At 67.5% G+C, this 14,396-nt stretch carries 11 protein-coding genes; 4 read left to right on the forward strand and 7 right to left on the reverse strand.

Features of this window, described 5'->3' with window-relative positions; genetic code table 11:
* Window positions 1–145: 145 nt before the first annotated feature.
* The 6 genes from G3O06_RS06900 to G3O06_RS06925 all read right to left on the reverse strand — a co-directional run bounded on the left by G3O06_RS06900 (window position 146) and on the right by G3O06_RS06925 (window position 7,189).
* Complete coding sequence (locus tag G3O06_RS06900) at window positions 146–820, reverse strand: C40 family peptidase (protein ID WP_174967341.1); 675 nt, start codon at window positions 818–820, stop codon at window positions 146–148.
* 128 nt (window positions 821–948) lie between these two features.
* Window positions 949–2,571 (reverse strand): dipeptide ABC transporter ATP-binding protein, encoded by a 1,623-nt coding sequence (locus G3O06_RS06905; RefSeq protein WP_205815517.1) that lies wholly within the window; start codon window positions 2,569–2,571, stop codon window positions 949–951.
* Entirely contained in the window at window positions 2,568–3,665 is a 1,098-nt protein-coding gene (locus G3O06_RS06910) for an ABC transporter permease (RefSeq protein ID WP_174918708.1), read from the reverse strand. Before G3O06_RS06910 ends, G3O06_RS06905 begins: the two co-directional genes overlap by 4 nt.
* A gap of 48 nt (window positions 3,666–3,713) precedes the next feature.
* Window positions 3,714–4,757: an ABC transporter permease subunit gene (locus tag G3O06_RS06915; protein ID WP_174918709.1), complete on the reverse strand. Its 1,044-nt coding sequence runs from the start codon at window positions 4,755–4,757 to the stop codon at window positions 3,714–3,716.
* A gap of 51 nt (window positions 4,758–4,808) precedes the next feature.
* Window positions 4,809–6,680, reverse strand: coding sequence for an extracellular solute-binding protein (locus G3O06_RS06920; protein WP_205815518.1), 1,872 nt, complete (start codon window positions 6,678–6,680; stop codon window positions 4,809–4,811).
* 140 nt (window positions 6,681–6,820) lie between these two features.
* Window positions 6,821–7,189: a hypothetical protein gene (locus G3O06_RS06925; RefSeq protein WP_174918711.1), complete on the reverse strand. Its 369-nt coding sequence runs from the start codon at window positions 7,187–7,189 to the stop codon at window positions 6,821–6,823.
* A gap of 296 nt (window positions 7,190–7,485) precedes the next feature.
* Between G3O06_RS06925 and G3O06_RS06930 the strand changes: the two genes are divergently transcribed.
* From G3O06_RS06930 to G3O06_RS06945, 4 genes are all read left to right on the forward strand, one after another.
* A complete protein-coding gene (locus G3O06_RS06930; protein WP_205815519.1) occupies window positions 7,486–10,704 on the forward strand; it encodes an efflux RND transporter permease subunit in 3,219 nt (1,072 codons plus the stop codon).
* Complete coding sequence (locus G3O06_RS06935; protein ID WP_205815520.1) at window positions 10,694–11,869, forward strand: efflux RND transporter periplasmic adaptor subunit; 1,176 nt, start codon at window positions 10,694–10,696, stop codon at window positions 11,867–11,869. The genes G3O06_RS06930 and G3O06_RS06935 overlap by 11 nt, the downstream gene beginning before the upstream one ends.
* On the forward strand, window positions 11,862–13,277 hold the full coding sequence (locus G3O06_RS06940) for an efflux transporter outer membrane subunit (RefSeq protein WP_205815521.1): 1,416 nt from the start codon (window positions 11,862–11,864) through the stop codon (window positions 13,275–13,277). The genes G3O06_RS06935 and G3O06_RS06940 overlap by 8 nt, the downstream gene beginning before the upstream one ends.
* Window positions 13,278–13,387: 110 nt before the next feature.
* Window positions 13,388–13,645, forward strand: coding sequence for a DUF4148 domain-containing protein (locus tag G3O06_RS06945; RefSeq protein ID WP_205815522.1), 258 nt, complete (start codon window positions 13,388–13,390; stop codon window positions 13,643–13,645).
* Window positions 13,646–13,719: 74 nt separating this feature from the next.
* On the opposite strand, the gene G3O06_RS06950 is transcribed toward G3O06_RS06945, so the two are convergent.
* On the reverse strand, window positions 13,720–14,385 hold the full coding sequence (locus G3O06_RS06950) for a winged helix-turn-helix domain-containing protein (protein WP_174918716.1): 666 nt from the start codon (window positions 14,383–14,385) through the stop codon (window positions 13,720–13,722).
* Window positions 14,386–14,396 lie beyond the last annotated feature (11 nt).

Consider the following 14,396-nt stretch of genomic DNA (forward strand, 5'->3'; position numbering starts at 1 on the left):
CGCGATGCGCAGGCCGGCGCGCACCGCCGGCCGCCAACGGCGGAACGGCTTTCAGCTCGCCGTTTGCACCACCCCAAAAACAAAAAACCCTGCCTCCTTTCGGTGACAGGGTTTTTTTTGATCCGGCCGGACTGGCCGTCGAACGTCAGTTGTTGCCGTTCGCCGAATCGTCGCCGATCGTCGCGCGCACGCGCTGACGCAGGTCTTCCGGCTTCATCGGGAACTCCGATTCAAGCCGGCGCGCGCCGGTGAAACGCTTTTCCCAGTAGCCGCTGTCGAGATCGTCGACGCGGATGGTGCTGCCCGTCGACGGCGAGTGCACGAACTTGTTGTCGCCGATGTAGATGCCGACGTGCGAGAACGTACGGCGCATCGTGTTGAAGAACACGAGGTCGCCCGGCTTGAGGTTGCTCATGCTCACCTTCTCGCCGACGCGGCTCATCTCTTCCGCACGGCGCGGCAGCGACATGCCGAGGGTGTCCTGGAACACGTAGCGCACGAAGCCGCTGCAGTCGAGGCCCGAATCCGGCGAGTTGCCGCCCCAGCGATAACGCACGCCGATCATGTTCAGCGCGCCGACGACCACGTCGCCTGCCTTGCCGGCCATGCCGGCGAGGAACGACTTCGCGCCGCCGCTCGACGGCTGCGCGCTGGTCTGCTGGAGGGAGGAATTCGACGCGTTCTGCGTCGAATTCGTGGCATTTTGGTTAAAACTGCTGACTTCGTCGGCGAACGCGCCGGGAGCTGCTGCAAACAGGGCGCCGATGAACAGCCCGGCGATGGTGCGCGCGCATGCCTGGGTCAGGGATCGATGCTGCATTGGTCGATGGAATTTGCTTAAAAATCAGCTGATTGGCGGAAAATTTCGGTCGATACTAGCCAGCGCGTAATCGTTTGTCAAAACAAATTAATAAATACAATCGAGATAGTCAGACCATTGGTGGCCTATCACGCTTTCCAGACCGCTTTCAACAGCTTTTGTGTGTAAGGATGTGACGGCCTGGTGAAGATGTCGGCCACCTCTCCCGACTCGACGACGGCCCCGTCCTGCATCACCGCGACGCGGTGCGCCATCGCCCCGATCACCTCCAGGTCATGGCTGATGAACACATAGCCGAGGTTGTATTTCTGTTGCAAATTCGCGAGCAGTTTCAGCACCTGCTGCTGGATCGACACGTCGAGCGCGGAGGTCGGCTCGTCGAGGATCAGGATGCGCGGCTCCAGCACCAGCGCGCGTGCGATCGCGATCCGCTGGCGCTGCCCGCCCGAGAATTCGTGCGGATAACGGTGCAGCACCGTGCGGTCGAGGCCGACTTCGCGCAGCACCGCGAGCGACTTCGCGCGGCGCGCATCGGGCGTCATGTCCGGGCGATGCAGTTCGAGCCCCTCGCCGACTATCCGCTCGATCGTGTGGCGCGGTGAAAGCGAACTGAACGGATCCTGAAAGACGACCTGCATGTTCGAGCGCAGCGTGGTCTGTTCGCGGCCGCGATAGGTCGACAGCGCGCGCCCCTGGAATTCGATCGTGCCGCCGGCCGTCTTCTGCAGGCCGAGCAGCGCCATCGCGAGCGTCGACTTCCCCGACCCCGATTCGCCGACGATGCCGAGCGTCTCGCCCTGCCGCACTGACACCGACACGTCCGCGACGGCCGTCACGGGCACCGAGCCGAACCAGCCCGCGATGCCCGGCCGCTTGCGCGCGAACTGCACGCTCACGTGGTGCGCATCGAGCACGACCGGCGCGATCGGCATCACCGGCGCGACCGCGCGTTGCGGCCGGCTGTTCAGCAGCCGCTGCGTATACGGATGCTCGGGTTCCGCGAAGATCCGCTCGACCGGCCCGCTTTCGACCAGCTTGCCATGCTCCATCACCGCGACGCGATCCGCGAAGTGCCGCACGAGATTCAGGTCGTGCGTGATCAGCAGGATCGCCATCCCGCGCTTTTCCGCTTCCTCGCGCTGCAGTTCCAGCAGCAAATCGACGATCTGCGCGCGGATCGTCACGTCGAGCGCGGTGGTCGGCTCGTCGGCCAGCAGCAGGCGCGGCCGGCAGGCGAGCGCCATCGCGATCATCGCGCGCTGCCGCTGGCCGCCCGACAACTGGTGCGGATAACTGTCGACGCGCCTCTCCGGCTCCGCGATGCCCGTGCGCGCGAGCAGCGCGATCGCACGCTTGCGCGCCTCGACGGCCGATACGCCGTCGTGCAGCACGATCGTCTCGCCGATCTGCACGCCTATCGTATACAGCGGGTTGAGCGCGGTCATCGGCTCCTGGAAGATCATCGCGATGTCCGAGCCGCGCAGCCCGCGCATCTCGCGCTCGCTCCTGGCCGCCAGGTCCTGCCCCGCGAAGCGGATCGCGCCGCTTACGTCGGCGTCGCGCAGCAGCCGCAGGATCGACAGTGCGGTCACGCTCTTGCCCGACCCCGACTCGCCCACCAGCGCGACGCGCTCGCCGCGGCCGATCGCGAGCGTCACGTCGTCCACCGCGACGGTGTCGCCGAAGCGCACATGCAGATGCTCGAGCGCCAGCAGCGGTTCAGGCTGCGTCGATACGACCGCTTCGCTCATCGCTGGCCTCCCGCCGCGCGCACCGAATCGGCGATCCGCGTGTCGAGTGCGTTGCGCAGCGCGTCGCCCATGAAGGTCAGCAGCAGCAGCGTCGCGACCAGCACACCGAAGGTCGACAGCGAGATCCACCACGCGTCGAGGTTGCCCTTGCCCTGCGCGAGCAGCTCGCCGAGGCTCGGGGTCGGCGGCGGCACGCCGAGCCCGAGGAAGTCGAGGCTCGTGAGCGCGAGGATCGAGCCGCTCATCCGGAACGGCAGGAACGTGATCACCGGCGTGAGACTGTTCGGCAGCACATGGCGCCAGATGATCTGCCAGTTCGTGAGCCCCATCGCGCGCGCGGCGCGCACGTAGTCCTGCGTGCGGTTGCGCAGGAATTCCGCGCGCACGTAATCCTCGAGCCCGGTCCAGCCGAACAGCGACAGCAGCACGATCAGCAGCAGGAAGCTCGGCTCGAAGATCGACGCGAAGATGATCAGCAGGTACAGCTCGGGCAGCGAGCTCCAGATCTCGATCAGCCGCTGCCCGACGATGTCGATGCGCCCGCCGAAGAAGCCCTGCACGGCGCCCGCGGCGATCCCGAGCAGCGTGCCGATCACGGTCAGGATCAGCCCGAACTCGACCGACACGCGGAACCCGTACACGAGCCGCGCGAGCAGGTCGCGCCCCTGCGCGTCGGTGCCGAGCCAGTTCGCGCGTGACGGCGGCGCGGGGTTCGGCACGTTCGAGAAGTAGTTCAGCGTGTCGTAGTAGTAGCGGTTCGGCGGGTAGACGACGAAGTTGCCCGGCGCCTCGAGCCGCTTGCGCACATACGGATCGAGATAGTCGGCCGGGGTCGGGAAATCGCCGCCGAAGGTCGTCTCCGGATACGCATGAAACAGCGGGAAATAGTACTGGCCGTCGTAACGCACGACGAGCGGCTTGTCGTTCGACCACAGCGGCGCCGCGACACTCGCGGCAAACGCGACGAAGAAGATCACGAAGCTCCAGTAGCCGAGGCGCTGCTGCCTGAAGCGTTGCCATACGCGGCGCGCGGGCGACGGCGACACGCGGGCGCGCGCCGCATCGATACGGGATGACACGACGGCCCGGTTCATCGCGCACCTCGCCCGGTGACGCCGGGCTTGCAGACGGACGGTTTCATGTCAGCGCTCCAGGGTGTCGAATTGAATGCGCGGATCGACCCACACATAGCAGAGATCGGAGATCAGCTTGGTCGCGAGCCCGATCAGCGTGAACAGGTACAGCGTGCCGAGCACGACCGGATAGTCGCGCCGCACGACCGATTCGTACGACAGCAGCCCGAGGCCGTCGAGCGAGAACAGCGTCTCGATCAGCAGGCTGCCCGTGAAGAACGCGCCGATGAACGCAGCCGGGAAACCGACGATCAGCGGCAGCATCGCGTTGCGGAACACGTGCTTCCACAACACGCTGCGCTCGGAGAGCCCCTTCGCGCGCGCGGTCAGCACGTATTGCCGGCGGATCTGGTCGAGGAACGCATTCTTCGTGAGCATCGTGATGACCGCGAAGTTGCCGACGACCGAGGCCGTGATCGGCAGCGCGATGTGCCACAGGTAATCGAGCACCTTGCCGACGAGCGACAGTTGCGCGAAGTTGTCCGACGTGAGCCCGCGCAGCGGGAACAGCTGCCAGAACGAGCCGCCGCCGAACAGCACGAGCAGCAGCACGCCGAGCACGAAGCCCGGAATCGCATAGCCGACGAGCACGACGAGGCTCGTCGCGACGTCGAACGGCGAACCGTTGCGCACCGCCTTCGCGATGCCGAGCGGCACCGATATGAGGTACGTGAGGAAGAACGTCCACAGCCCGATGCTGATCGACACGGGCAGCTTCTGCACGACCAGCGACCACACGCTCTGGTGGCGGAAGTAGCTGTCACCGAGATCGAAGCGCGCGAAGCGCTTGAGCATCAGCCAGTAGCGTTCGAGCGGCGGTTTGTCGAAACCGTACAGCGCCTTGAGCTGCGCGAGCTGCTGCGCGTCGACGCCGGTGTGCGCACGCATCCCGAACGGCACCGCGCCCTGCTCCGTCGCGCCCTTGCGCAATTCCTGCACGGCCTGTTCGACGGGGCCGCCCGGCACGAACTGGATCACCGCGAACGTGAGGGTCAGCACGCCGATGAGCGTCGGAATCATCAGCAGCAGGCGTTTGAGGATGTAGCTCCACATGGGCGTCGACTCGCGATCGGTAAGCGGGGTTGGACGTAGGGGCGGCGTGGCTCAGTGATCGGGCTTCGCCCACCAGGTCGACACGACCCAGCCCTCGGCCGAATAGTACAGCGGCAGCGTCTGCGGATAGGCAAGCGTGCGCTTGTACGCGACCCGGTGCGTCGTGCTGTACCACTGCGGGACCGCGTAGTAGCCGTGCATCAGCACGCGGTCGAGCGCGTGGGTCGCGTCGAGCAGGTCTTCGCGCGTCTGGGCGACGGCGAGCGCGTGCAGCAGTACGTCGACGGCCGGTGACTTCAGGCCAATGACATTGTCCGCCCCCGGCTCATCCGCGAACTTGCTGCCATAACGTGCAAACAGCTCGGCGCCCGGTACCTGTACCCCGACGTAACGGATCGGTGTCATGTCGTAGTCAAACGCGTCCAGGCGCTTTTGTAGCAGCGCGTAATCGGCCGTGCGAAAGCGTACCTCGATACCAAGCTTCGCAAGATTGCGCTGGTAAGCTGCCACGATCGCCTTGAACGGGGAGCCCGCGTCGTCAAGGATCTCGAATGTGAAGGGCTCTCCTTGCGCGTTGCGCAACGCGCCGTCACGATAGGTCCAGCCAGCCTGCGCAAGCAACGCACGCGCCTTCAGCAAGTTCGCGCGCAGCGAATTTGGCGGGTTCGTACTCGGCTGCACGACCATCGGACCGAACACGGCCGGATCGAGTTGCGCGCGCAGCGGTTCAAGCAGCTTGAGTTCGCCCGCCCCCGGCAGACCGGTTGCCTGCAAGTCGGTATCGGCAAAGTAACTGTCGAGGCGCGTATAAGCGCCATAGAATAGTTGACGGTTCAGCCATTCGAAGTCGAGCGCGAGATCGAGCGCCTGGCGCACCCGCACATCGCGAAACAACGGCCGGCGGAGGTTCATGAAGAAACCCTGCATGCCCGCGCCGTTGTGCTGCCGAAACTCGCGCTTGATCAACTCGCCACTGTCGAAACGCTTGCCGATATCCTGCCGTACCCAATTGCGCGCAATGTTCTCGACAAGCACGTCATATTCGCCTGCCTTGAACGCCTCGAGCCGCGCGACACCTTCGCCGTAGAGCTTGTAGACGATCCGCTCGAAGTTGTTGGTACCGATCCGCACCGGCAGGTCGGCGCCCCAGTACGCCGGGTTGCGCCGGTACGTGATATTACGGCCGTTGTCGTAGCGCTCGATCAGGTACGGGCCGCTGCCGATCGGCTGCTCGAACGCGAGTTGGTCGAACGGGATACGCGAGCCGTCCGCGCGCAATCCCCACTTACGCGAAAACACCAGCATGCCGCCGGCGATCAGCGGCAGTTCGCGGTTCGCGCTGCGGAACTCGAAGCGCACGGTGGACGGATCGACGACCACGGCCTTCGTGATCTCCGCGAAATACGCGCCGAACTGCGGCGCGGCCTGCTTGCTCTTCAGTGTGTCGAACGAGAACTTGACGTCGTCGGCGGTGACGCGGTCGCCGTTCGAGAAGCGCGCGCGCGGATTCAGGTGGAACGTGACCGAACGGCGGTCCGGCGCGATGTCGATGTCGTCGGCGAGCAGCCCGTACGCGGACGCCGGCTCGTCCGAGCTGCCGGTCGCGAGGCTCTCGAACAGCATGTCGATGCCAGGCGCAGAATTGCCGCGCATCGTGAACGGGTTGAACTTGTCGAACGACGTCAGCCGGTTCGGGTTCGCGAGCACGAGCGTGCCGCCCTTCGGCGCGTCGGGGTTGACGTAGTCGAAATGCTTGAAGCCCGGCGGATATTTCGGCTCGCCGTACTGCGCAATGGCGTAGGCCGCGTGCGCAGCGGTCGCGGCCAGCACCGCCTGCAGCCCGAACACCGCGGCCGTGCGGCCGGCAGCCCGTACCGCACGGCGGACACGCGCGGCGGCGGCCCGGGGCGAACCCTTCGTCATAGAGGCCCTGTCGGTCGAATGAGGGTAGTAACGAGGGACGATTCTACCCATTCAAGCCTGCGAGCCAAAAGAAAACCGCCACGCGGGCGGTTTCTTCACGAGCCGATGCGGGCGCGCACCAGGCGGGCGCGCCCTGCCGATCAGCGCCAGCCGTTGTGGCGGCCGTTGTCCCAGTGGCCACGATCGCCACGATCGCCGCCCCAGCCGCGGCCGTGATGGCGGTACCACTCGTCACGGCCCCAGTAGCGACGGCCGTCCCAGTAGCGGTCGCCATGCCAGCCGATCACGACGACCGGCGCCGGGGCGTAGACAGGTGCCGGCGCGTAGACCGGCGCGGGCTGATAGACGACCGGCGGCGGAGGCGGCGGCGCATACACGGGTGCAGGCGCGACGTAGACCGGCGCCGGAACGCCGAGATTGATCCCGACATTGACGCCCGCCATTGCTGCGCCCGACACGAGCAAGGCCGTCATACCGGTCAAGAGCGAGGCAACACGCAAGGTCTTCATGGATTCCTCTTCTGGTTGTTTCATGTGTGATTCGACTATAACGGCAAGCGCCGTCTCCGCATATTTCCACTTTGTAAGAACTGATGCGCGGCATCGCAACGGGAAGCCTGCGCTAACGTCTTGTAACAATCGACGCCCGCCCCGCCCGTCCCGCCCCTTTCCTAAAACATCTTTCATCCTGCCCCGCGCCCCGCGTTAAGCGGCGCCACGCACACTGCGCGAGCCGAACCGGGCTTCCGCCGCGCTTCGGCAATTCGCTGACAGGCCGGCGCCCCGCGCCGGCGGAGACCTCGCCGATGCTGAAACTCGTCCGACTCGCGCTCGCGCGCCCCTACACGTTCATCGTCCTCGCGCTGCTGATCCTGATCGCGGGGCCGCTCGCGGCACTGCGCACGCCGACCGACATCTTCCCCGACATCCGGATTCCGGTCATCAGCGTCGTGTGGAACTACGCGGGCCTGCAGCCGGCCGACATGGCCGGGCGCATCGTCACCTACTACGAGCGCACGCTCGGCACGACGGTCAACGACGTTGCGCACATCGAGTCGCAATCGTTCCGCAGCTTCGGGATCGTCAAGATCTTCTTCCAGCCGAGCGTCGACATCCGCACCGCGACCGCGCAGGTCACGTCGATCTCGCAGACCGTGCTCAAGCAGATGCCGCCGGGCACCACGCCGCCGCAGATCCTCAACTACAACGCATCGACGGTGCCCGTGCTGCAACTGGCGCTGACCAGCGACACGCTGAACGAACAGCAGCTCGGCGACTACGCGACCAACGTGATCCGGCCTCAGCTGCTGTCCGTCGCGGGTGTCGCGATTCCGTCGCCGTACGGCGGCAAGGTGCGCCAGGTGCAGATCGATCTCGATCCGCAGGCGCTGCAGGCCAAGGGGCTGTCCGCGCAGGACGTCGCGACCGCGCTCGCGCAGCAGAACCAGATCATCCCGGCCGGCACGCAGAAGATCGGCGGCTTCGAATACAACATCCGGCTCAACGACAGCCCGCTGACCATCGACCAGATCAATGCGCTGCCGATCCGGAGCGTGAACGGCGCGGTGATCTTCATGCGCGACGTCGCGCACGTACGCGACGGCTATCCGCCGCAGGGCAACATCGTGCGCGTCGACGGCCGTCGTGCGGTACTGATGAGCGTGCTGAAAAGCGGGTCGGCGTCGACGCTCGACATCATCTCGGGCGTCAAGGCGCAGTTGCCGCGCATCGAGGCCACACTACCGCCGTCGCTCAGGCTCGTCGTGATGGGCGACCAGTCCGTGTTCGTCAAGGGCGCGGTCAGCGGCGTGGCGCGCGAAGGCCTGATCGCCGCCGCGCTCACGTCCGCGATGATCCTGCTGTTCCTCGGCAGCTGGCGCTCGACGCTGATCATCGCCGCATCCATTCCGCTCGCGGTGCTGGCCGCGATCGCGGCGCTCGCGGCCGCGGGCGAGACGCTCAACGTGATGACGCTCGGCGGACTCGCGCTCGCGGTCGGCATTCTCGTCGACGATGCCACCGTCACGATCGAAAACGTGAACTGGCACCTCGAACAGGGAAAGGACGTGCGCGATGCGATCCTCGACGGCGCGTCGCAGATCGTCGCACCGGCCTTCGTGTCGCTGCTGTGCATCTGCATCGTGTTCGTGCCGATGCTGCTGCTCGACGGCGTGGCACGCTTCCTGTTCGTGCCGATGGCCGAAGCCGTGATCTTCGCGATGATCGCGTCGTTCGTGCTGTCGCGCACGTTCGTGCCAATGATGGCCCGCTACCTGTTGAAACCGCATGCCGCGCATGCCGCAGCCGCACTCGCGCCGCACGGCGCGCCATTCCCGCCGCCACGTGCGCGCAATCCGCTCGTCGCGTTCCAGCAGGGGTTCGAGCGCCACTTCACGGCACTGCGCGCCGGCTACCGCGTCGTGCTCGGCCTCGCCCTCACCCATCGCGCGCGCTTCGTCGCGCTGTTCCTCGCCGCGGTCGCGGTGTCGTTCGTGCTGGTGCCGTGGCTCGGCCGCAATTTCTTCCCGTCGGTCGACGCGGGCGAAATCGCGATCCACGTGCGTGCACCGATCGGCACGCGCATCGAGGAAACGGCCGCGCTGTTCGACCACGTCGAGCAGACGGTGCGCGGCGTCGTGCCGCCGCGCGCGGTCGCGAGCATCGTCGACAACATGGGACTGCCGAACAGCGGGATCAACCTCACCTACAGCAACAGCGGCACGATCGGCCCGCAGGACGGCGACATCCTCGTGTCGCTCACGGGCGACCACGCGCCGACGGCCGACTACGTCAAACGGTTGCGTACGGTGCTGCCGCGCGCGTTTCCCGGCGTGACGTTCTCGTTCCTGCCCGCCGACATCGTGAGCCAGATCCTCAACTTCGGCGCGCCCGCTCCGATCGACGTGCAGGTGACAGGCCCCGACCGCGCCGCCAACCGCGCCTATGCCACCGAGCTGTTGCGGCGCATCCGCGGCGTGCCGGGGGTTGCCGACGCGCGCGTGCAGCAGGCGTCGACCTATCCGCAGTTCACGGTATCGGTCGACCGCACGCGTGCCGCGCAACTCGGCATCACCGAGCAGGACGTCACCAATGCGGTGGTCGCAAGCCTGTCCGGTACGAGCCAGGTGTCGCCGACCTACTGGCTCGATCCACACAACGGCGTGTCGTATCCGATCGTCGCGCAGACGCCCCAGTACCGGATGACGTCGCTGTCGGACCTGCGCGCGCTGCCCGTCACGGGCCGTGCGGGCGCCGCGCAACTGCTCGGCGGTCTCGCGACGATCGTGCGTGGGCAGACCGACGCTGTTGTCTCGCACTACGACATCGCACCGCTGTACGACATCTTCGCGACGACGCAGGACCGCGATCTCGGCGCGGTCAGCGCCGACATCGAGCACGTGCTGCGCGCGAGCGCGGCCGGCTTGCCCAAAGGATCGCGCGTGACCGTGCGCGGCCAGGTGCAGACGATGAACAGCGCATTCGGCGGGCTGCTCGCGGGCCTCGCCGGCGCGGTCCTGCTGATCTACCTGCTGATCGTCGTCAACTTCCATTCATGGCGCGACGCATTTGTGATCGTGAGCGGCCTGCCCGCAGCGCTCGCCGGCATCGTCTGGATGCTGTTCGTCACGCGCACGCCGCTGTCGGTGCCGGCATTGACGGGCGCGATCCTGTGCATGGGGGTCGCGACCGCGAACAGCATCCTCGTCGTGACCTTCGCGCGCGAACGGCTCGCGCATACCGCCGACGCGGCCGTCGCCGCGCTCGAGGCCGGCTTCACGCGCTTTCGGCCCGTGATGATGACCGCGCTCGCGATGATCATCGGCATGGCGCCGATGGCGCTTGGTCTCGGCGACGGCGGGGAGCAGAACGCACCGCTCGGCCGCGCGGTCATCGGCGGCCTGCTGTGCGCGACCGTCGCGACGCTGGTGTTCGTGCCCGTCGTGTTCAGCCTCGTCCACCGGCGCGATCACGCGCCCCGTTCCGAATCCCTGCCCCTCACTCCGGGAGAACAGCATGTCCACTGAATTCGACGTCCGCCCCCCTGGCACGCCGCGCTATCTGAAACCGCTCGCGATCGCGGGTGCCATCGCCGCGCTCGCCGTCGCGGCGGCCGGCCTCGTCGCACGCATGCACGATGCACACGCGGTCGCCGCGTGGACCGTGCAACAGGCGATTCCGACCGTGGCGACGGTTGCGCCGCAGCCGGCCGCGGCCGACGCGCTGGTGCTGCCCGGCCGGCTCGACGCGTACGTCGACGCGCCGATCTACGCGCGCGTGCCCGGCTACCTGCACGCGTGGTATGCCGACATCGGCGCGCACGTGAAGGCCGGACAGTTGCTCGCATCGATCGACACGCCCGATCTCGACCAGCAGTTGCAGCAGGCGCGCGCCGACCTTCAGAGCGCGACCGCGAACGAACGGCTTGCGGCCGTCACGGCTGCCCGCTGGGCCGAGATGCTCGCGCAGGATTCCGTCTCGCAGCAGGAAGCCGACGAGAAGCGCAGCGACCTCGACGCGAAGCGCGCGGCCGTCGCGGCCAGCACCGCCAACGTAAGGAGGCTCGAAGCACTCGAGTCGTTCAAACGGCTCACCGCGCCGTTCGACGGCATCGTGACGGCCCGCAAGACCGATGTCGGCGCACTGATCGACGCGGGCAGCAGCAACGGCGCCGAACTCTTCACCGTCTCGGACGCTCGGCGGCTGCGGCTGTACGTCCATGTCCCGCAAGACGACTCGGCCGCGATCCGCGCAGGCATGCGTGTCGCGCTGACCGTCCCCGAGCGCCCCGGCAGGACGTTCGATGCCACGCTCGCGGATTCCGCCCAATCGATCGATCCGGCTTCCGGCACGCTGCTCGCGCAATTCTCGATCGCGAACCCGGCCGGCACGCTGTTCCCGGGCGAATACGCGCAGGTGCGGATCGCGATGCCCGACACCGCGCATGCGCTGTCGATTCCGGCTAGCACGCTGATCTTCCGCCACGACGGGTTGCAAGTCGCCGTGCTCGATGGAACCGGGCATGCACGGCTGCGCAACGTATCGATCGCGACCGATCTCGGCACGCGCGTCGAGATCGCGTCGGGGCTCACGGCTGGCGACCGCGTGATCGACAATCCGCCCGATTCGCTCGCGGACGGCGACCCCGTGCGTATCGCCGGCACCGCGACGACGGAGCGTGCGCATGGCTGACCGTCTGCTCGCTGTGTGGCTGGGCAGCGTCGCGCTGCTCGCCGGCTGCTCGCTCGCGCCGACCTATCGCGCACCGGCCGTTCCCGTACCGGCCGCGTTTCGCGAAACGGGCGCGTGGGTCGATGCCGCACCGGCCGATCGCCTGCCGCGTGACGGCTGGTGGCGCGTGTACGGCGACGCGACACTCGACCGGCTCGAACCGCTCGTCGCGCGCGCGAATCCCGACCTGGCCGCCGCCGTCGCAAGGCACGACGAAGCCGCCGCGCTGTTCGACGAGGCGCATGCGGCATTGCTGCCGACCGTGGGCATCGGTGCCGAGACCGACCGCGACCGTCAGTCCGCTCGCCGGCCGCTGCGCGGCAGCGGCCAGCCCGATACCTATGAGTCGAACACGCTCGAAGCGGGATTCGGCTACGACGTCGATCTGTGGGGCAAGGTCCGCAACGCGGTCGCGGCCGGCCGCGACGACGCGCAGGCGGCCGACGACGATCTCGCGTCGGTCCGGCTCAGCCTGCAGGCCGGCGTCGCCAGCACCTACTTCGACCTCGCGGGACTCGACCGTGAAGCGGACACGCTCGCGCAAACGATCGACACGTACCGTCGTGCATGGCAACTGACGGTCAGTCGCCATCGCGGCGGCCTCGCATCGGGGCTCGACGTTTCGCGTGCGCAAACGCAACTCGCACTGGCACAAGCGCGTGCGTCCGACATCGCCGCTCGCCGCGCGCTCGACGAGCATGCGATCGCGGCACTCGTCGGCACATCCGCGTCGACGTTCTCGCTGCCGCTCGTTGCCGCGCTGCCGGGCGTGCCGTCGATTCCGACCGGGCTCGCGTCGACGCTGCTCGAACGCCGGCCCGACGTCGCCGCCGCCGAACGCCGGGTCGCGGCCGCAAACGCACGGATCGGCGTCGCACGCGCGGCCTACTTTCCCGACCTGTCGCTCGGCCTCGACGCCGGGTTCCAGAGCGATACGTTTTCGCCGTGGCTCGCCGCGCCAAACGAGATCTGGTCGATCGGACCGCGTCTCGCGATGACGCTGTTCGACGGGGGCCGGCGTGCCGCCGGCGTACGCAATGCGCGTGCGCAGTTCAACGAACAGGGCGCGCGCTACCGCTCGGTCGTGCTGCAGGCGTTCCGCGAAGTCGAGGACGATCTTGCGCAGTTGCACCGCCTCGGCGACGAATCGGATCAGGACGACGCGGCGCTCGTCGCAGCGCGGCATTCGCTCGCGTTGGCATTGTCGCGCTATCGCGACGGGGCGGTCAGCTATCTCGACGTGGTCACCGCGCAGACGACCGAACTCGATACGCAGATCGCGTCGTTCGACGTCGACGCCCGACGCCTGCAGGCATCCGTCGGGCTCGTGCGCGCGCTCGGCGGCGGCTGGCATGACGCGCGTTCATGAACGTTTCTTCATCGGCGCGCCCGGTGCCCGCACGGGCGCACCCGATAACGTCGATCCTGCCGGCATCGCCATTGCGGCACCGGCCACTGTCACTCGAAAAGGATCACGCCATGAAGACATTGATGTTCGCCACGCTGCTCTCCGCCCTGTGTGTCGCGCTGCCCGGCCGGGCCAGCGCAACGCAGCTCGCCACCGCGACTGCGCCGCAGACGTTCGCCGCGACCGCGCCCGCACCGTTGCCGTCGCAACAGGCATGGAACGCACGGCCGGCAACGCCGCTGACACGCGCGCAGGTGTATCGCCAACTCGTCCGTGCCGAACGCGACGGCCAGCTCGCACTGCTCAACCGCGAACTCTATTCGCACTGACCGCACGCAATCGAACATGCCGCGCGACGCGCGGCATGCGTGCCATCTGCCCGGCACGGCGCGATACCGCGTCGTTATCCGCCCGCGTCGAACCTGAACCCGAATCGCGCGACCGTTTCGATGCGCGCGGAAAACGCGTGTGCGGCCAGCTTGCGCCGCAACCGCACGACCAGCGCGTTGACGGTCTCGGGTTCGACGTCGGCATCGCCCCATGCATAACGCAGCACGGCATCGCGCCCGACCGGTCGCCCCGCTTCGCGCAGCAGGCATTCGACGAGACGGAATTCCCGTGTGCTGAGCGCCAGCCTACGGCCATGCTCCTCGAGTGCGCGCGTGGCCGCGTCGAGCCGGACCGGCTCACGCATCGCGATGACGCCCGTACGGCGCCACAGCGCGCGCAGCCGCTCGTGCAGCTCCACGAACGAACAGGGATGGGCCAGACACACATCGCAGCCGGCCTGCAGCATTTGCGCACGCTGCGCGGGTGCCGCGCCGGCGACGATCGCGGCAATCGTTGCGCCACCGGCCGATGCGGCGAGTCGCGGCAATGCCTCGAGAATCGCCGGGCCGGCGGCCGTATCGGGCGCAACGATCACGATCGCATCGAACCGGTCCTGGGTCGCCACGAAGCAGCCGTCGCGCCATCCATCGACGCGCTCGACGCCATGCGTGCTCTCGCGAAATGCCTTGTCGAGCCGCGCCACCTCCGGGTTCGGCGGGGAAATCAGCAGGATGCGCATCGACCGTTCCC

Source organism: Burkholderia sp. Ac-20345 (assembly GCF_017104825.1).
Classification (GTDB): Bacteria; Pseudomonadota; Gammaproteobacteria; order Burkholderiales; family Burkholderiaceae; genus Burkholderia; species Burkholderia lata_B.

Coding starts and splice junctions, on each gene's coding strand:
- G3O06_RS06900 (WP_174967341.1), bottom strand. CDS start 820: ATGCAGCATCGATCCCTGACCCAGGCATGCGCGCGCACCATCGCCGGG.
- G3O06_RS06940 (WP_205815521.1), top strand. CDS start 11,862: ATGGCTGACCGTCTGCTCGCTGTGTGGCTGGGCAGCGTCGCGCTGCTC.
- G3O06_RS06950 (WP_174918716.1), bottom strand. CDS start 14,385: ATGCGCATCCTGCTGATTTCCCCGCCGAACCCGGAGGTGGCGCGGCTC.
- G3O06_RS06945 (WP_205815522.1), top strand. CDS start 13,388: ATGAAGACATTGATGTTCGCCACGCTGCTCTCCGCCCTGTGTGTCGCG.
- G3O06_RS06915 (WP_174918709.1), bottom strand. CDS start 4,757: ATGTGGAGCTACATCCTCAAACGCCTGCTGCTGATGATTCCGACGCTC.
- G3O06_RS06910 (WP_174918708.1), bottom strand. CDS start 3,665: ATGAACCGGGCCGTCGTGTCATCCCGTATCGATGCGGCGCGCGCCCGC.
- G3O06_RS06920 (WP_205815518.1), bottom strand. CDS start 6,680: ATGACGAAGGGTTCGCCCCGGGCCGCCGCCGCGCGTGTCCGCCGTGCG.
- G3O06_RS06930 (WP_205815519.1), top strand. CDS start 7,486: ATGCTGAAACTCGTCCGACTCGCGCTCGCGCGCCCCTACACGTTCATC.
- G3O06_RS06925 (WP_174918711.1), bottom strand. CDS start 7,189: ATGAAGACCTTGCGTGTTGCCTCGCTCTTGACCGGTATGACGGCCTTG.
- G3O06_RS06905 (WP_205815517.1), bottom strand. CDS start 2,571: ATGAGCGAAGCGGTCGTATCGACGCAGCCTGAACCGCTGCTGGCGCTC.
- G3O06_RS06935 (WP_205815520.1), top strand. CDS start 10,694: ATGTCCACTGAATTCGACGTCCGCCCCCCTGGCACGCCGCGCTATCTG.